Source organism: Macrococcus brunensis, assembly GCF_004359615.1.
In the GTDB taxonomy this organism is placed as follows: Bacteria; Bacillota; Bacilli; order Staphylococcales; family Staphylococcaceae; genus Macrococcus; species Macrococcus brunensis.
In genome coordinates this window covers 15,907-34,032 of the sequence record NZ_SCWA01000004.1, presented here as the reverse complement: position 1 = coordinate 34,032, position 18,126 = coordinate 15,907, and the positions used below count along the sequence as shown (strand labels likewise).

17 protein-coding genes, 1 pseudogene and 1 riboswitch are annotated in these 18,126 nt (G+C 44.5%); of the genes and pseudogenes, 8 read left to right on the top strand and 10 right to left on the bottom strand.

Going from position 1 to position 18,126, the window contains the following annotated elements; translation table 11 throughout:
- Position 1: 1 nt before the first annotated feature.
- The 8 genes and pseudogenes from lrgB to ERX27_RS02805 all read right to left on the bottom strand — a co-directional run.
- A pseudogene (lrgB, locus tag ERX27_RS02840) lies at positions 2-694 on the bottom strand (antiholin-like protein LrgB); the annotation flags it as partial.
- A 1-nt stretch (position 695) separates the two neighbouring features.
- On the bottom strand, positions 696-1,040 hold the full coding sequence (lrgA, locus tag ERX27_RS02835; protein WP_424960606.1) for an antiholin-like murein hydrolase modulator LrgA: 345 nt from the start codon (positions 1,038-1,040) through the stop codon (positions 696-698).
- Positions 922-1,668 carry a response regulator gene (locus ERX27_RS02830; protein WP_424960605.1) on the bottom strand — a complete coding sequence of 249 codons (747 nt, stop codon included), beginning with the start codon at positions 1,666-1,668 and terminating at the stop codon, positions 922-924. Before ERX27_RS02830 ends, lrgA begins: the two co-directional genes overlap by 119 nt.
- A complete protein-coding gene (locus tag ERX27_RS02825) occupies positions 1,669-3,411 on the bottom strand; it encodes a sensor histidine kinase (RefSeq protein WP_133431327.1) in 1,743 nt (580 codons plus the stop codon).
- A 51-nt stretch (positions 3,412-3,462) separates the two neighbouring features.
- Positions 3,463-4,746 carry an MFS transporter gene (locus ERX27_RS02820; protein ID WP_133431326.1) on the bottom strand — a complete coding sequence of 428 codons (1,284 nt, stop codon included), beginning with the start codon at positions 4,744-4,746 and terminating at the stop codon, positions 3,463-3,465.
- A 71-nt stretch (positions 4,747-4,817) separates the two neighbouring features.
- Positions 4,818-6,704 (bottom strand): FUSC family protein, encoded by a 1,887-nt coding sequence (locus ERX27_RS02815; protein WP_165983064.1) that lies wholly within the window; start codon positions 6,702-6,704, stop codon positions 4,818-4,820.
- 108 nt (positions 6,705-6,812) lie between these two features.
- Entirely contained in the window at positions 6,813-8,138 is a 1,326-nt protein-coding gene (locus ERX27_RS02810; RefSeq protein WP_133431324.1) for an MBL fold metallo-hydrolase, read from the bottom strand.
- Positions 8,139-8,152: 14 nt separating this feature from the next.
- Complete coding sequence (locus ERX27_RS02805; protein WP_133431323.1) at positions 8,153-10,561, bottom strand: DsrE/DsrF/DrsH-like family protein; 2,409 nt, start codon at positions 10,559-10,561, stop codon at positions 8,153-8,155.
- 149 nt (positions 10,562-10,710) lie between these two features.
- Here ERX27_RS02805 and ERX27_RS02800 point away from each other — a divergent pair, with 149 nt between their 5' ends.
- Genes ERX27_RS02800 through ERX27_RS02790 form a run of 3 tightly spaced genes read left to right on the top strand, consistent with a single transcriptional unit; the run spans position 10,711 to position 12,028 of the window.
- Positions 10,711-10,971: a metal-sensitive transcriptional regulator gene (locus ERX27_RS02800; RefSeq protein ID WP_133431322.1), complete on the top strand. Its 261-nt coding sequence runs from the start codon at positions 10,711-10,713 to the stop codon at positions 10,969-10,971.
- A gap of 5 nt (positions 10,972-10,976) precedes the next feature.
- Positions 10,977-11,267, top strand: a complete 291-nt coding sequence (locus ERX27_RS02795; protein ID WP_133431321.1) for a rhodanese-like domain-containing protein — start codon at positions 10,977-10,979, stop codon at positions 11,265-11,267.
- Entirely contained in the window at positions 11,264-12,028 is a 765-nt protein-coding gene (locus tag ERX27_RS02790) for a sulfite exporter TauE/SafE family protein (RefSeq protein WP_133431320.1), read from the top strand. The genes ERX27_RS02795 and ERX27_RS02790 overlap by 4 nt, the downstream gene beginning before the upstream one ends.
- Positions 12,029-12,177: 149 nt before the next feature.
- Here the strand turns inward: ERX27_RS02790 and ERX27_RS02785 are convergent, their stop codons facing one another.
- Entirely contained in the window at positions 12,178-12,714 is a 537-nt protein-coding gene (locus ERX27_RS02785) for a hypothetical protein (RefSeq protein WP_133431319.1), read from the bottom strand.
- 106 nt (positions 12,715-12,820) lie between these two features.
- Positions 12,821-12,923: riboswitch (TPP riboswitch) on the top strand.
- Between the two features lie 50 nt (positions 12,924-12,973).
- Here ERX27_RS02785 and ERX27_RS02780 point away from each other — a divergent pair.
- Genes ERX27_RS02780 through ERX27_RS02760 form a run of 5 tightly spaced genes read left to right on the top strand, consistent with a single transcriptional unit; the run spans position 12,974 to position 16,538 of the window.
- Positions 12,974-13,507: a thiamine phosphate synthase gene (locus ERX27_RS02780; protein ID WP_133431318.1), complete on the top strand. Its 534-nt coding sequence runs from the start codon at positions 12,974-12,976 to the stop codon at positions 13,505-13,507.
- Entirely contained in the window at positions 13,501-14,604 is a 1,104-nt protein-coding gene (locus tag ERX27_RS02775) for an NAD(P)/FAD-dependent oxidoreductase (RefSeq protein WP_133431317.1), read from the top strand. Before ERX27_RS02780 ends, ERX27_RS02775 begins: the two co-directional genes overlap by 7 nt.
- Positions 14,601-14,798, top strand: coding sequence for a sulfur carrier protein ThiS (gene thiS / locus ERX27_RS02770; RefSeq protein ID WP_133431316.1), 198 nt, complete (start codon positions 14,601-14,603; stop codon positions 14,796-14,798). Before ERX27_RS02775 ends, thiS begins: the two co-directional genes overlap by 4 nt.
- Position 14,799: 1 nt before the next feature.
- Positions 14,800-15,567, top strand: a complete 768-nt coding sequence (locus ERX27_RS02765) for a thiazole synthase (RefSeq protein ID WP_133431315.1) — start codon at positions 14,800-14,802, stop codon at positions 15,565-15,567.
- Positions 15,564-16,538 carry a HesA/MoeB/ThiF family protein gene (locus tag ERX27_RS02760; protein WP_133431314.1) on the top strand — a complete coding sequence of 325 codons (975 nt, stop codon included), beginning with the start codon at positions 15,564-15,566 and terminating at the stop codon, positions 16,536-16,538. The genes ERX27_RS02765 and ERX27_RS02760 overlap by 4 nt, the downstream gene beginning before the upstream one ends.
- A gap of 38 nt (positions 16,539-16,576) precedes the next feature.
- Here ERX27_RS02760 and ahpF read toward each other — a convergent pair whose 3' ends face one another.
- Positions 16,577-18,100 carry an alkyl hydroperoxide reductase subunit F gene (gene ahpF, locus ERX27_RS02755; RefSeq protein WP_133431313.1) on the bottom strand — a complete coding sequence of 508 codons (1,524 nt, stop codon included), beginning with the start codon at positions 18,098-18,100 and terminating at the stop codon, positions 16,577-16,579.
- Positions 18,101-18,126 lie beyond the last annotated feature (26 nt).

Here is an 18,126-nt window from a genome sequence, read left to right as displayed (position 1 = left end):
ATATGGTTGCGAGTATCGGTACGACGACAACAACAATCACACCGACCAGTACAATCGCAATACTGGCCATGGATGTTTCAACTTCACCCAGTTCCTGTGCCGCTGACACCCCTAATGAGTGTCCACTTGTCCCGAGTGCGAGACCACGTGCTATTGGATGATTGATATGGAAAAGTTTCAGCATCTTGTTACCGAGTGCATAGATGATGACTGCATTGAGAATGACTGCGAGTGAAGTCAGTTCAGGTATACCATTAATGCTCTCAGCTACAAGTAAGGCAATAGCTGTTGTTGCTGCCTGCGGTAACATTGAAGCGATGATGTCAGTGTCAAAACCGAATAGTTTTGCGACACCATAAATAATGAACAGCGCGCCTGTTGTACCGAGCGCAATTCCACCTATAATCTGCATCCAGTACTTTTTCAGTACATCTCTTTTTTTGTAGAGCGGAATCGCGAAACAGATGGTCGCAGGTTCCAGGAAGAATCCTACGATCTTACCGCCTTCCTGATAGTTCTCATAACTGATACCTGTCATCTTCAGAAAGAAGATGCCGAAGATCATTCCGACAAAGAGTGGTGCGAATAGGAAGAAGCCGTTTGTTTTCTTGAACAAATATTGTCCAACCATAAATGGCACAATCGTCAGAAGAATACCGAAATACGGTGTATGAGCGCCGAGTGCTTCCCACATATTAATGCACCTCCATTTCTTTAGGTGCTTTTGTCATCACTGGTGATTTAGTTACGAGAACTTGTGAGAAGATGCCTGTTGACACGAGCAGCATCACAGTTGAGATGAAGATCAGACCTAAAATCAGGAATGGATGTGCACTGATAACGCCGAGTGAATTGATCACTGAAATTCCCGCGGGTACGAATAAGAGACCGATGTTATTAACGAGTGCACTGCCTACTGTTTCAACCTGGCCAAGCTTGACGATACCTGTACAGAGTGCGATGAATAACAGTACAAGTCCGATAACTGACGCCGGCATCGGAATCGGCATGATGCCTTCCAGTACTTTTGAGATAAGCAGAATAAGTGTGATGACTGCTACCTGATGAAAGAATGAATAAGTTTTTGTCATGTGAATGATGTCTCGTATTGATAATATTTGAGCGGTGAATATGCATGAAATAATCCGGTAGTTTTTTCTCATAGTTACTGAGTGGCTCATTGAGTAAATATTGTCTGTCTACTGTCGCAATATGCAGTTGTCCTTCTTCGACATAAAGCGCGACAATCTCATCAAATTTCAGCACATAGATCTTATCATCTGACTGTATAGAAATAGCAGTAATCTGTTGTTTTTCTGTTCGTGCTTTCGCTACTGCCTGCTCAATTCTAGCGGGTTCAAATGGCTTTAGCACGTAATCCAGCGCATTCAGTTCAAATGCTTTAACCGCAAATGTATCGTGAGCCGTGGCAAAGATAATCTGCGGCGGCCGCTTCATCTTATTAATCTTCTCTGCGAGGTCCAGTCCGCTTTCATCAATCAGATTGATATCCAGAAACAATAAATCATAGCGTTCTGATAAGAGTGCAGTCAGTGTATCTTCGACGCAGTCTGCTTCGTCCACTAAATCAATATCATCCAGCTGTTCAATCAGAAACTTCAGTTCATTTCTTGCAAGTGGTTCATCATCTACTATTAATATTTTCATCTATTGGCCTCCTTTTAACGGCAGTTCACTGTAGAAACGAGTGCCGGTCACAGAGGTCTCAAACTGTAACTTAGCTTTCTCGCCAAACAATCCCACAAGTCTTTTATTCAAGTTTTCCAGTGCGCTTCCTGTCCCTGATTCTGAATAAACGAGTGACTGACCGATCAGTTTTCTCTTATCAGCTGAGATACCAAAGCCGTTATCTTTCACTTCAATATAAAGACAATGCGCTTTTCTGACCCGTACATCGATATCATTACCTTTTTTACGATTGCTGAATGCGTGTTTAATGGCATTCTCAACTAATATCTGAATGAGAAATGGCGGCACATATTCCTGCAGACAGTTGTCATCAACATCGAACTGGATATTGAAACGGTCAGGAAATCTTGCCTGTTCAAGTGCAAGGTAAGCATGGACCTGCTGCAATTCTTTCTCTACCGTAATCGTCGGTGTTCTGGCACCTTGCAGATTAGAGCGGAAGAAATGACTAAGACTGAGAAGCAGTTCCCGCGCACGTTCACTATCCATTCTGATCAGGGCTGAAATGGTATTAATCGCGTTAAAGAAGAAATGAGGATTGACCTGTGCCTGCAGCGACTTAATTTCTGCCTCCTTCAGCAGTTTGCTCTGTGTTTCAGCACGCCCGAGTTCGATCTGACTGGAGAAGATATTGCCGAGTCCTTCAGCCAGCTGACGCTCGACATAAGTCATTTTACGATTATCCGTAAAATAAAACTTCAGCGTCCCCGCTATCTGGTTTTCAGCGTAGAGTGGAATAACAATCGCCCCGTCCAGTGGGCAGTTTGGATGCGTGCAGCCGATTGCTTCTTTAGAATGCGCTTCTTTCACTTCACCTAATTTAATGACATCCTTCGAGAGATCGGTGATGATTTTTTTCTGAGGTACATGATGATCACTCCCTGCTCCGACGTGCGCGAGAATATCTGTCTTGTTGGTGATGGAGACAGCAGACAGTTTGAGCAAGTCTCGAATGATTGTCGCCGCTTCAGTAGCTGACTCCTGAGTAAGGCCTGCTCTGAAATAAGGCAGTGTCTGATTCGCGACTGCTAATACGTCATGTGTCTGAACAGCACGCATACGTTCTTCCTGCTGCAGTGTGGAGATGATGATGGATAAGAAAATAGCAGAGCCCAGACTGTTGATCGAAATCATCGGCAGTGCGATGAACTGCACAAGCTCAATTGATGCTGCTTTGTCCAGAGAAAACAAAATGATACAGAACATCTGAATCATCTCTAAAGCAGCGCCGATGATGATACCTTGTACAATAGTCGGATAACGGTTCTCCCGAATTGATTTATGACCGAAATAACCTGCGATGATACCGACTATCACAGAAGAAATAATATAAGTATACGCTGCTTCTCCGCCCATGAAATACCGGGATAATCCCGATATAATACCAATCCCGATACCTACATAAGGTCCACCGACAAGTCCAGCGACACTGATGATCAAGATGCGTGTATTTGCGAGCGACGTATCCTCTGACAATTTGTAGAAGATTTCACTTGAAATGATCTGATTATTCTTTATCTCCACACCTGTAAAGTTAGAAATAACAGCGAACAGACCAAAGATCAGCAGTAACTGGAGCTGTGTCGAACCTTTTTCTCTCTTTGTCATGACTTTCTTAAAATAGGGCACGTTCATCAATAAATAGGCAATGAGAATAATCAGACCGACACGTTCCAGAAGCAATATAAAAAGACTTAGCATAGAATGCCCTCCTATCATTCCCATTATAACGCAAAAAAGGAATAACCGAAGTTACTCCTTTGCCAAAAGTCTGATGACTTTGAAATGCAGAATAAAGGCACCAAGCGCCATAATAAATAATGAGAGAATGGCTACCCGACTTGCCGTAGCACCGTAGTCACTCAGTAGCCAGGTAATAGTCCCATATATAAAGGGACCCATAACAGCTGATAATTTACCGCTCATCGAGAACAAACCGAAGAACTGTCCTTCATGTTCAGCAGGTGACAATTCGATGATAAGCGTGCGTGAAATCACCCAGATAGAACCCATCGCAATGCCAAAGAGAATCGCACATAAATAAAACCATTCTTTAGCTAGAGGCAGACTTGCCAGTACTAAAGCAATCATCAGGACAAGCGCGACCCACTGTAACGCTCTCGCTGAACCGATATGTTTCGCAATATAGCCGAAGATAAAAGCCCCGATTACACTGAAAACTGTCGCAATCATGAAGATGCTGATAAACTGACTGTTCGAGAAACCGACAACGGTCGTCGCATAAGGCTGCATCATACTGATAGCTGTTGCCAGTGCATCATTTAAGAAAAAGTAAACAATCAGGAACACATAAATAGCAGGCTCTTTCCGAGCGAGTTTAAATGTCTCCCATACTTCTCTGTAACCACCGATTGACTTCTCTCTTTTCACTTCACGGTTACCGTCTTTACCAAAAATGAAAATCGGCAGGCTGAACACCAGGAAAAGAATAGCCGTCGGGATAAACGTTTCAGTTGTCGGCCCTTTACCTACTAACGATGTAACACTCAATACTCCGACAAGCGTCCCGAGATAACCTAAGGCAACCCCAAACCCTGAAATCACTGAATGGTCTTCTTTCGGTGCGAGACTACTCATCATGGCATCATAAAAGACAAGGCTGGAGTTATAAGTGAACTTGGCAATGGTAAAAAGCAGGATGGTAATTAAGAATGCGACTGGAAGTCCAAATACTGATTGCTTTAAATCCATACTGTTGATATAGCCCATGAGATATGTACAGGCAAATACAATGAGCGTGAAGATAATGACCCATTTTTTCTTTTTATTCGTCCGGTCTATGTAAACGCCGTACAATGGACTGAGCAAAATCAGAAAAAATGCAGCAATACTTGCAGAGTATGCAATCCAGGTTGAAGCAATCTGCTCCTGCACTGGATTCGTCCCCAGCTGTTCTGTGACGAACTGCGGGAAAAATAAGGTGATGATGTTAGCACTGAAAATCGTATTACTGAAATCATAGAGTGCCCAGCTTAAAACCGGAACTGAAAGTAGCAGTCTGATATCTCTTTTCATAGAGGCTCCTTTTACACCTTAGTCTAATCTCTTTTATTATAGAGGACTCCTCAAAAAAAGAAAGCTGTTTCTCATGAAACAGCTTGGTAGCGACTACAGTAATTCTGCAGTTCATTCAGCATCCCTCTTAAGTAATCCGCTTCCGGCAACTCCGGTAACTCTACTTTATCAAGGGACTGCTGGTATTCAATTTGTTTTGCGACATTGGCGAAAGTCAGCATATAGACACTCAGTGTGTGGTCGTCCAGCGATTTTGGTGACTGCTCTTTCAGGCGATTAAGTGTAAAGCTGATCTGTTCGAGAAGCGTGATAACTGCGTAGTAAGCTTCAACTTGTTCCTTATCCGCAGTCAGTTCACCTGATGCCTGTGTATAGGTGAGTCTGCTATTGAAGACTTGCTGATTAAGTGGAAATGAGCGTCTTCTGATTTCTGCCTGGTGGTCATTTGTAAACAGATCATGGAACGCCACAGCTTCCTGCCGTAAAAGTGCAGCTAACATATGCGGCAGACGAGCAGATGCTGTCACACGTCCGAGCAGGAGCGTACCGAATACAGCAATGAGTACACCGATAACGGTATCCGTTATTCTTAACAAAGCAAAATCCTGTGACAGATGTCCTGCTGCAATAGCAGACATCATCAGAACCTGAATGGTAATGAAAATCATAGCGAGCGAATAATTGGAGGCTACAATCATTTCGGTAATCCCACCTGTCACTGCAATAATAAGCAGAATGGCAAGCGGACTAGGATGAAGAGGCAGAATAGCAAGTATAATCAATAAGCCGATAGACGTACCGATAATGCGTGCTCCAGCCCGTTGCATGCTTGACACTGTATGAATACCGAGCATAACGGTATGAGCAGACAATGCCACCCAGTAAGGTCGTTCAATATTGAAGAGCAGCGCAAATGTCACCGCTGCTGTGACAATCGCTGCATACTTTAAGGTCATGATAAAAACCATCGATTCCGGTGTCAGATTCTGTATCAGACGTTCAACATAGTTAACATCTCTTGTACTCATCTTATAAGACAATTGTTCCGGCGGTGCATTCAAGACTTCTTCTGTACGAAAGAGTGCAACGGCAAGCGCTTCGAACTGTGGATCAACATCCACAGACTTTTTCCATGACACAGATGATTGATTCTCTACACTTAGACAGAGATATTCGAGCATGTCGATCATGTCCTCCGGTATTGCCTTGTAACCGCGAGCACGAAGTTCCAGTAATTCCGCAAAGATTACCTGGGCCATTTCATGGAAAAGCAGGCGTCTTTCATAGTTCACTTTATTTTCTTTCAATAAGCCGATATCTGCACTTCTCAGCGTCTGACTGCTGGAACTGAAAGTCTGCAGCGCCTGCTGATTCGTCTTCTTGAACTGATCGAAATCTGAATAATGGTGAGCGAGTGAGAGCAGCATGCGGAAATCACTGATGACTGCCTGCTGCTGCACTGTATTCTTGAACAGTAATGCTTCAGCATAGACGACGAGTACAGAAAGCAGGCCTCCAAGCATGACGAGAGCACCTCGGTAAAGCGCTGCTTCCGGATGATACGGCATGAACGATGCGAGACCAAACGCCACGATAAAGAATGTTGATGACGGCCCTTTAACGCCAAGCGCTGTAAAGACATAGAAGGGTATCACCGCAAACGCAATAAGCAGGATAGCATAGAGAAGTGCATGCTGACCGACAAGTGAACCCAAAATCATGGCCAGTGCTAAAGTTGCACTCACCGTCAAAGCTGTCTTAATCTTAGATTTGAGTGTCCCGCCGAAGAGATAGATATGAGACAACGTCCCCATCGAGACAAGCAGCCCGGTCTGCAGCTCGCCAAATAAATAGAAGATAAATAAAGCGATAAAAATAAGAAGCCCTTGTCTGATGCCTTTAGGGACGTCTATTTTAGCAGCATCAATTGTAAGCAGCGACTGATAATAAGCCTTCAAATAAGGTCCACCTTCCCACAAAAAAACCGCACAAATCAAATTTGTGAGGTTTTTTATCATTTGTATCAAGCATAGTCCTGAAAAACTAAATTTTCAAGTCTGTTGCCTTTATTTCACTGCATCGTAACCGCCTTTTATATTGACAGCCTGTTCATAACCGAGATTTTCAAGAATACTCATCGCGATTGCGCTGCGAACACCTGACTGACAGTGTACATAAATCTTGTCATCCTGATTGAATGGAATCTCTTCTGTCGTCAGCTTACCAAAGTGAAGATGTTTCGCGCCTTCAAAATGACTGTCATCCCATTCTTTTTGGGTACGAACGTCCAGAATATTGATAGTTTCTTTATCTTTTTCTTTAAAGTCAGCGGGTTCAATCTGATCATAGGACGGTCCGTTCACTTTATTGCCCGGTAAATAACCCGTCACTTTATCAAATCCAATCAGTTTCAGTTCATCTGCTGCCTGCTGAACCATCTCGAAGTCTCCAATCAACTGGAGCGGCTCTTCATAGTTCAGATACCAGCCGGCAAAACTGAGGAACTTCTTATTATAAGGAACATTGATGCCCATACTGCCATTCTCTGCGAATACTTCTTTCTGGCGTAAGTCCAGTACAACAGACGCTGTCAGTTCAGCGACCGGCATAACCGAATCAGCTGAATAAGGGTTGACGCCGTCACGATTGATTCTTTTCATTTCCTTGAAATAATACGGCGGTTCCGGCTGTTCACTGGTCAGTGCCTGAATGAAACTTTCTTCATCATCATACTGGAATGCCCAGCTGTTCACGCGTTCGTAACCGAGTGTTGTCACTGGAACTGCCCCTAATGACTTACCACATGCGCTGCCTGCTCCGTGACCCGGCCAGATTTGAATGTAATCCGGTAAATCAGCTATTTTCTTGATGGACTGGTACATCTGTTTCGCACCGATTTCAGTTGAATCCTTGACGCCGGCAGCAGTCTCCAGTAAATCGGGACGACCGACATCACCCACAAAGATAAAGTCCCCTGTAAACAGACCCATCGGAATATCAGACTGATTATCCGTAAGCAGGAAACTGATGCTTTCAGGCGTATGACCCGGTGTATGGATCACTTCAAGCTTAACGTTACCCACCTTGATCACATCGCCTTCTGCCAGGCGTTCTGCGTCAACAGCTTTGTATTGCCAGTCTTCGCCGCCAAGGCCAGAGACATAAGCTTTAGCGCCTAATCTGTTCACTGCTTCGCGCAGACCGGATGCAAAATCTGCATGAATATGCGTTTCAGTCACATATTTAATCTCAAGATTCTCACTTTCTGCTGTTTCAATATAAGGTGTCAGGTCGCGGAGAGGATCAATAATGATCGCTTCTCCTGTTTTCTGGCAGCCGACCATATAAGACATCTGCGCTAACGGACCGTTAAAAAATGATTTAAAATACATATTCTCTCTCCTTTTTATATAAATAGATTTAGGTTCGCTTTTTCTGTATCCCCAAGGTAAGTAGCTACGCCGCCGTATTCTACGCCGTCAATCAGTTCTTCTTTCGTTACAGCCATGATATCCATACTCATTGTACACGCGACCATTTTCACGCCCATTGACTGCGCTTTCTCGATCATCGTCTCTAATGAATCCACTTTCTTTTTGTTCATGACGTGACGAATCATACGCGCACCCATGCCACCCATGTTCATTTTAGAGATTGGCAGCTTACCTGCGTGTTTCGGCATCATCTGTGCGAAGGCTTTATCCAGTCCTTCTTTCGCTACTTTCATGCCCGGTTTCTTAATGACGTTCAAGCCCCAGAAGGTGAAGAACATCGTGACTTCTTTACCATAAGATGCAGCGCCTGTTGCAATAATGAATGAAGCAAGTGCTTTATCGAGGTCTCCACTGAAGACAACCATTGTCGCCCCGTTTTTCGTCTCAACGAGCTGGTGTCCTTTAGCATCATTCATAACATTGACTGTTCCTTTTTGGACAACGGCTTTAACTTTGCCGCCTTCTGTCTTATTGCTGATCACTGTGTTGCCTGTCGCATTCGCCCATGCATCAATATCAGTACAGAAGCCAAAGTCTGTTACGTGGATCTCAAGTTGTTCTCCGTCCCGCATATCATCAATATTTTCTTTCACTTTCAGGATCGGACCCGGACACTGCAGGCCGCTCGCCTCAATAAATCGTCTGTTCTCACTCACTGTTTTCACCTCTTCTTTAACTGTTTCTTTCTTTTCAATCACTGGTTTCGGTGCTGTGTGCAGCTGCTTGTATAATTTATAGCCTCCGTCCAGATTAATAACGTCAAAACCATTATTTTTCAGAATACGTGCTGCATTATAACCGCGCTGACCAACCTGACAGAAGACGGTGACAGGCATGCTTCGGTCCAGTTCATCAAGACGCTCTCTGAGTGAGCCGAGTGGTATATTCTTAGCATTGTTAATCGTGCCCATCTCATATTCAATCGGCTCGCGAACGTCTATCAACTGCGGATGATCCGCTATTTCATTGTGCTGTGCCATCTTCATCTGGTCAGTCAGGACATTTTCTGCGATGTACCCTACCATATTGACCGGGTCTTTTGCTGATGAGAACGGTGGTGCATAAGCAATTTCTATCTTCTGTAGATCAACGACTGACTGTTTAAATGTCATCGCACTCGCAATAAGGTCAATTCGTTTGTCGACACCTTGACGGCCGACTATCTGTGCACCGTATATTTCACCTTCCGGACTGAAGATAACTTTAATCGTCATCGGCGTAGCGCCTGGATAATAAGTCGCATGCGACTGACCTGATACGTGGATGACGTGATACTTTTTACCGAGCTCTGTTAATGCTTTTTCATTTAAGCCTGTGCTTGCAACAGATAAGTCGAACACCTTCGCTATAGCTGTGCCGAGAGGCTTCAACGCTTCAATTGTTTTGCCGTTCAAGTGATCCGCAAGAAGGCGTCCCTGACGGTTTGCTATCCATGCAAGCGGGATATGCGCTGCCTGGCCGCTTATTTGATGTGTGACTTCGCTGACGTCGCCAATCGCATAAATACGTGTATCTGTGGTCTGAAAGACGTCATTCGTTTTAACAGCTTTTTTAATGCCCAGCTCAAGACCTGCTTCTTCTGCCAGCGTCGATTCCGGCAGAACTCCAATGGCCAAAATGACGATATCGGCATCCAACGTCTCAGTCGTGCTGGTTGTTACTGTCTGTGAATCAATGCGTATAATCGACTCTTCCAGTCTTAAATCGACACCTTGCTGAATCACATGTTCATGAACACCTTGCGCCATATCGATATCAATGCCCGGCATTACTTGATTGCCATGCTCAAATAAAGAAACTTGAATACCTAATGCATGCAGGTTCTCAGCTATTTCAAGTCCAATAAATCCACCACCGACGACTGCTGCTGTTTTAACGTTCTTGTCATTAATATAAGTTTTGATTTTGTCCATGTCCGGGATATTTCTTAAAGTGAAAACATGTGACTGCTCTTTCCCTTCTACAGGAATTTCAATCGGTTTAGCACCGGTCGATAAAATCAAAATATCGTAGTCAATGACCTCTTCCTGTCCCGCTGATTTCACTAAAAGCTGCTGATCCGCTCTATTGATTTTCAATGCTTCAGTATTAATGCGGACGTCAATATTCATTCGTGCTTGCATCAGCTCCGGCGTCTGGATTAATAGCTTACTTCTATCTGTAATCTCATCACCGATATAATACGGTAAACCGCAGTTGGCGAATGATACATATGGACCTCTTTCAATTAAAATAATCTGGTCTTCTTCGCTCAGTCTTCTCAAACGGGCTGCTACAGATGCACCTCCTGCAACGCCTCCTACAATAACAATACGTCTCATTGTGTTTCCTCCTGTTTTTATACCTATGGGGGTATCATAATACGATTGAATCATTTTGTCAAATACCCCGTGTGGTATTTTTTAATTGACTTTTATACCTATAGGGGTATATATTAATGACATTGAAAATATTAGAAAGCAGGGATAACATGAAATACGACAAAAATTCTATTAACCGTTTAAAACGTCTGCAAGGTCAGTTGAATGGCGTCTTAAAAATGATGGAGGAAGAAAAAGACTGTAGAGAAGTTGTCACCCAGCTGAGTGCTTCTCGCAGTGGCATTGAAAGACTGATTGGTGTCATCGTCAGCGAGAACTTGGCAGAATGCGTAAAAGAGAGCGTTAAAAATAATGAAGATACAGATGAGCTTGTTAAAGAAGCTGTTAATCTGTTGATCAAAAGTAGGTAGATAAGATGAAATCAATCACAGTCAACAGTTTAGAACAGTTGCTCATAAAGCAGGCGGACATCAAACTCATTGATGTCCGTGAAAAAGATGAATTCTCAGTAGACGGCATTAAAGAAGCAAAAAATATTCCATTATCAGAACTTGAAGCGAGAATGTCTGAGTTCAATCAAACAGATGACTATGTCATCATCTGTCGTTCTGGTAACCGCAGTGGAATGGCATGTCAGTATCTCGATGAAGCAGGTGTGAATACGACAAACGTACAGGGCGGCATGATTGAGTGGAATAGACGATGATGCTTTTTATACTGCTGCTCTTCATCGGTGCAATTGGAGCGTTTGTTTCAGGCCTGGTCGGCATCGGTGGCGCTATCATTATCTTTCCGATGCTGCTATTTATACCGCCGTTATTCGGTATCGAAACGATGACACCCCATCTTGCCAGCGGACTGACAGCCGCACAGGTATTCTTCAGTACGCTGAGCGGCAGTGTCAGTCAGCGTAAAAACCCCGATACAAGCCGTCAGCTGATTATACCGATGGGGATAGGTATTTTTCTCGGCAGCATCGGCGGCGCATACAGTGCCTCACTTTTTGATGAAAGTATCATTAATATCGTCTATACCGGTCTTGCCCTGCTCGCTGTTATTCTCATGTTTGTAAAAATAAGACTTGAACAGACAACAACACATTTCAATTCAGGTTTATTATTTATCACAGCCGCTCTCATCGGTTTTCTGTCAGGTATTGTAGGGGCTGGCGGTGCCTTTATTATCGTGCCCGTGCTACTCACAATATTCCGAGCACCCTTTAGAAGTGTAGTCGCGAGCAGTATTATCATCGCCTTCATTTCTTCTATCGGCACTTTTCTGATCAAAGCAATGACAGGGGACGTGGATGTCGTGCTGATGATTCCTCTGATTATCACAAGTCTGATCATGGCACCCATCGGCACACGTATCTCCAGAACAACAAATCAGTCTGTGCTACGTTATATTCTTGCTGCCTTGATGGCCGGTGCAGCTATTAAAATGCTATTCCAGATTTTAGAGAGATAATGGTCGTGGACGTTGAGTATACATGAAGAAGTACAGGTGTCTACACCGCATTATATGTGATCTTTATATGACGGACTGCAAGTCATTAAAACAGGCACTTGTGATAATAGAATCAACTAAAAAATGCCAATCATCCGATTGGCATTTTCTTATTCTTCTTCGAATGTCTGAATAAATAATTCAAGCGACTCGCGTTTTTTCCACTGGTCGACAAATATCGGATCTAAGTGCGCGAGGAACTTACCATCCAGCATTAGATATTCACCATCTTCTGATGCATGTCCTGCTCGGTCAATCTGTTTATTCTGCTTATGATAATACTCCATAACTGCATCAACCGCTTCCTCGCGGCTTGTAATATAATCTTTGACATCTTCATTGTCAATTGAATAAGCATCTACTTTTGTAGCGCCTGGGATGAGTCCTTCTGACAGCGGAATAACAGGGATTTCAGTCCAAGTGACCAAGATGGATTCACTGTTATCAAAACTGAAGCTTGTCAGCGGATAACGACTGTTCATAAACTTGATTTCACTGTAATCATTCAGCTTATCGCCATCTAAAAAATAGACACCATCTTCAACGTAAACGGGCAGTAAATGAAGCCACTCTTTAATCTGATCTTCATTTTCAAAAAGACCGATATCAATGGTCAGCTCACTCTGCAGAAACTGTAGTAATAACATAGGTTCTCCTCCTTTAACTTCATTATACTCTTCCACCGTCGCATCCACATGAAACAACATGCATTGCACTTAAATTTAATAAGTGCTACTCTAAAGTCATAACTGAATAAACTGCTGGAGGTGCTCTATTGAGAGCTGAGAGGACAGATGTCCAACTCTTTGAACCTGATATGGTTAACACCAACGTAGGGAAGCATAATATGTGAGACTTCAAGGTCCCTGTGCATTTTATGCCAGGGATCTTTTTTTGGAGGAATGGATGATGCTAAAAATTGCTATTACACCTGAGCGGCCACCTCAACGGCTTATCAAGCACTTATTAACTATTGAACCTTTTATCGACGGGGTCATTTTAAGGCTCAGTGACAGTGATGATGCTTATATTGTCATCCAGTCTTTACTGCAGGCAGGTTTCGACAAAAAGAAGCTGATTGTCCATAGTGATGTGACGTTGCTCAATTTTTTCCAGCTGTCACGCATCCACTTCCGTCAAGGTGATAGGACAGCTTATAATCTGAAAGAAAAGCGGCCACAGTTATCAGTCAGTATGGCTGTGCATAGTGTGTCAGCATGCCAGGAAGCACTCTGGCATCATCTGGACTATGGTCTCTACAGTCATCTCTTTCCTACGCCGTCAAAACCTGATCAAGTTCCCCGCACACCACTTGAAATAAAAGAAGCACTCGCAACAGGACTGCCGCTGATAGCGCTGGGTGGTATTACGGCCGAAACACTACCACAGCTGCCAGCGGGGTTTGTCGGGTATGCAGGCATCCGGTTATTTGAATGCTGACGAATGAAGGTGATGTTATCAAGAAATATGATTTAATCATCGTGGGCGCAGGTGTTATCGGATTATCTATCGCCAGAAACCTGCCGCGAGACCTATCTATTGCTGTAATCGACCGTAATGAGCCGGGCAGGCGCGCCTCCTATGCAGCGGGCGGCATGCTCGGTGCTCAGAATGAATTTTACGAGGACAATGCGCTCTATCGTCTATCGATGGCAGGTCGCGCAATGATGCCTGAAGTGATCAGTCAGCTTGAGGCAGAGACCGGTCATCAGATCCATCTCAAACAGCATGGTCTAATTAAATACTTAAGCTGTATGGAAGATCAGCCGCTATTTGAGCGACAGTTCCATTTTCTCTCTCAGACAGACAGCAATATCAGACAGTTAAATACAAAGGAATTGACGCAACTGCACCCAGGTATTACGGGTACATCTGGTATTTACATTCCGGACGACGGGCAGATAGATGCTGCGCGCTATACACGGGCTTTAAAAGCCACGCTCAGCCATGTCGATTTTTATCATGATGAAGTACTGAATATCCGGAAGTCTGACGATTACACAGTTTCTATTCATCAGCAGCAGTTGCAGAGCGCTAAACTACTGATCGCAGCAGGCGCCTGGTCACAGGATTTACTCCGCATGCTGAATATTCATCTTCCAGTGACAGGGATGCGCGGAGAAGTCTGTTACATGTATCATCCTACTCTGCATTTACGGCCTTCCCTGTTTGGCACAAATGGCTGCTATATCGTGCCTAAGGCCAATCATCATTATCTTATTGGTGCGACCAGTCAGCCTGACCGGGAGAACTACGTCTCAGACAGCGGCATCGCCTGGCTGCTGGAAGAAAGTCAGAAAATGCTACCGTCTTTAGCAGCAGGTGAAATCATACGGACTTATAGCGGTGTGCGCCCCTTTACACGGAACCATCAGCTCTACCTGGATGAGTGTTCTGAAGGCTTATATGTAGCGACCGGTCATTACCGTAACGGTATACTGCTGTCCGCTATTACAGGCCATTATATGGCTCAGCTGATTCTAGGCAGACGCGAACCTTTGTTAGACCATTTTCGAATAAAGGAGTTAACAACGTGAACATTATTTTAAACGGTGAATCTCATCAGACTACCGCCCAGAATTTACACATGTTACTGAAAGAACTCGCTATTGATGATAAACGAATTATCGTCCTGATAGACGACGAACCGATCAAGAAGGAATGTTTTGAGACAACAGCACTAGTTGAAGCCATGCGTTTAGAATTACTCGAATTTGTCGGAGGCGGTTAATATGTTTAAAATCGGAAATTATGAATTTACATCAAGACTTATCTTAGGAACGGGAAAATTTAAAGATGCTGCAGTGCAGACGCAAGCGATTGAAGCAAGCGGCACAGAAGCACTGACTTTTGCAGTCAGAAGAATGCAGTTGTTCGATAAATCCCTTCCTAACCCTCTAGCTGAAGTAGACTTAAATCGTTACTTTACATTCCCAAATACAGCAGGCGCAAAAACGCCTGAAGAAGCAGTGAAGATTGCAGAAATTGCCCGCCATGCTGGTATGTGCGATATGATCAAAGTGGAGATTATCGGTCATGACCGTACTCTTCTGCCGGACTCGCTTGCGACTTATGAGACCTGTGGCCGCCTGCTTGAGAAAGGTTTCACTGTCTGTCCTTATATCAGCTGTGATGTTGTCCTAGCTGAAAAATTAGAAAAGCTCGGCGTCCATGCAGTCATGCCGCTCGGTTCACCTATCGGCACAGGGCTTGGCATCAATGATCCACTAAACATCAGCTATATCGTAGAAAGTGTAAACATCCCTGTAATCGTCGATGCCGGTATTGGCTCTGCCAGTGATGCAGCCTTCGCCATGGAGCTGGGCGCGGATGCAGTGCTATTAAATACAGCTGTGTCAGGTGCAGATGACCCTGTCAAGATGGCAGAAGCAATGAAATACGGCGTGCAGGCAGGCCGGCTAAGCTACGAGGCCGGACGCATTCCTAAGCAGTATGTCGCCAATCCTTCCAGCCCGACTGAAGGACTTCAGTTCCTGTGAGCCGTTATGAGCGGCAAGTAAGATGTCATGCTTTCGGTTCTTCCGGGCAGAATCGACTGGAGAATTCGACGCTGCTCATCATCGGTGCCGGCGCCCTGGGCAGTGCCGTCAGCGAGCAGCTCGCCCGCGCTGGCGCAGGCCGTCTCGTCATCTGCGATATGGATGTCGTCGAGTATTCCAATCTGCACAGACAGAGCTGCTATACGGAAGAAGATGCCGCAGCTAATATGCTGAAAGCAGACGCTTTAGCTTTCCATCTGAAAGCCATTAACAGTAATGCTGATATTATAACTGTCACTCAGGAAGTGACCTCTCTTAACATCATAGCATTAATTCATCAATATAAGCCGGATATGGTGATAGATGGGACCGATGCCTTCAGCACACGTTTTCTGATTAATGAAGTATGCCATAAATTGCAGCTGCCCTGGGTCTATGGTGCTTGTTTAGGTACAAAAGGCACGGTTTATGCGGTCGATTACACAAGCGCCTGCCTGAAATGTCTGCTCGCAGATGAGCAGACGAGCGGGCAGGACTGTTCAATCGCCGGTATACTGCCGCCTGTCGCTCACATGACAGCGAGTATGCAGACAGCAGAAATCATGAACTATATGGCGAATAGATGCTTTTCAGGACAACTGCTGACTTTCGATATGAAGTCGATGCGCTTCCAGCAGACGCTGGCAGATAAGTTAAAGAATCCTGACTGCAAGACATGCTGTCATGGTCACTACCCGCGGCTGAATGAGCGTCCTCTTAAAGTCATGAAACTATGCGGCGGTAAATACATGGTCAGACTGACCCCTGCTCATTTTACGGAGACCACTTTCCGTTTCCAAAAATCTTCTCCTTATTTCAAATATTATGAAGGCCCTCACTATACAATCAGTTTCTTTCATGATGGCCGCATCATTATCCAGGGACTTGACCGTATAGAAGATGTTGAACACTTCATCGCCCGGTCCATTTAAAAAACCTTCTATTTCCTCGGAAATAGAAGGTTCAATTATTAATGTCTGATTAAATAATCAAATGCGCTGAGTGCAGCTGTTGCGCCTGCGCCCATTGAGATGATGATTTGTTTGAATGTCTGATCTGTACAGTCACCTGCTGCAAAGATACCTGGCACATTTGTCGCACCATTGCGGTCAACAATGATTTCACCGCGTTCATTACGTGCGACTGTCTCACCGACAAACTCAGTGTTCGGTACAAGACCAATCTGTACAAAGACACCTGCTAAATCAATCGACTTTTCTTCGCCTGTATGACGTTCTGTATAAGTCAATCTGCTTAGTCTGTCTGTGCCTGTCAGTTCTTTCGTTGCTGCCTGCGTGATGATTTCAGAGTTTGGCAGTGAAGCTAAACGTTCCTGCAGTACAGCATCTGCACGAAGTGTATCGCCAAATTCAAGTAATGTCACATGTTCTGTAATCCCTGCTAAATCGATTGCTGCTTCAACACCTGAGTTACCCCCGCCGACAACTGCGACACGTTTACCTTCAAAGAGCGGTCCATCACAGTGCGGACAATAAGCGACACCTTTATTTTTAAATTCAGCTTCACCTGGCACATTCATGTTACGCCATTTGGCACCTGTACCAATAATCAGCGTTTTAGATGATAATTTAGCACCATTATCCAGTTCTACTTCAACCATATCGTTGACTTTCTCGATGCTCGCAGCACGGACCGCTGTCATTACATCGATATCATATTCGCGGATATGCTCTCCTAAGTTCTGGGATAGAGCAGGACCTGTTGTCTCTTTCACGCCGATCAGGTTTTCGATACCGGCTGTGTCATTGACTTGTCCGCCGATTCGTTCAGCTACCATACCTGTACGAAGACCTTTACGTGCTGCATAGATTGCTGCTGCTGCACTTGCAGGACCGCCACCGATTACGAGTACTTCGTATGCTTCTTTTGCATTCAGTTCTTCTGCATCAAGTCCGCCGCCGACTTGAGCGACGATTTCATCTACTGTCATGCGTCCGCTGCCAAATTCTTCACCGTTCAGGAAGATGCTTGGTACAGCCATAATATCTTTAGACTCTTCGCGGAAAACCGCACCGTCGATCATTGTATGTGTAATGTTCGGGTTAACGACAGACATCAGGTTCAGTGCCTGTACGACATCCGGACATTTTGTACAAGTCAGACTGATATATGTTTCAAAGTGGAGAGGCTGTTCCAGTTTCGCGATCTGCTCCAGTGTAGACTGCTCTTCTTTCGGTGCACGGCCGCTCACTTGCAGGAGCGCGAGTACGAATGATGTGAACTCGTGACCTAATGGTACACCAGCAAACGTAATTCTTGCCTCTTCATCCGGACGACCTACTGTAAAGCTAGGCGTACGCTTCAATGAAGATTCCTTTAAAGTAATGCGAGGTGTCATACTTTCGACTTCTTTCAGTAAATCCATCATATCCTGGGATGATTTATCTTCGCCCGCACTAGCTGTCAGGATAACTTCACCTTCAAGTAGTTCAAGATACTGGGCAAGCTGCTGTTTCAATGTATTGTCTAACATCGATGTTCCTCCTCAAATAAGTGCCA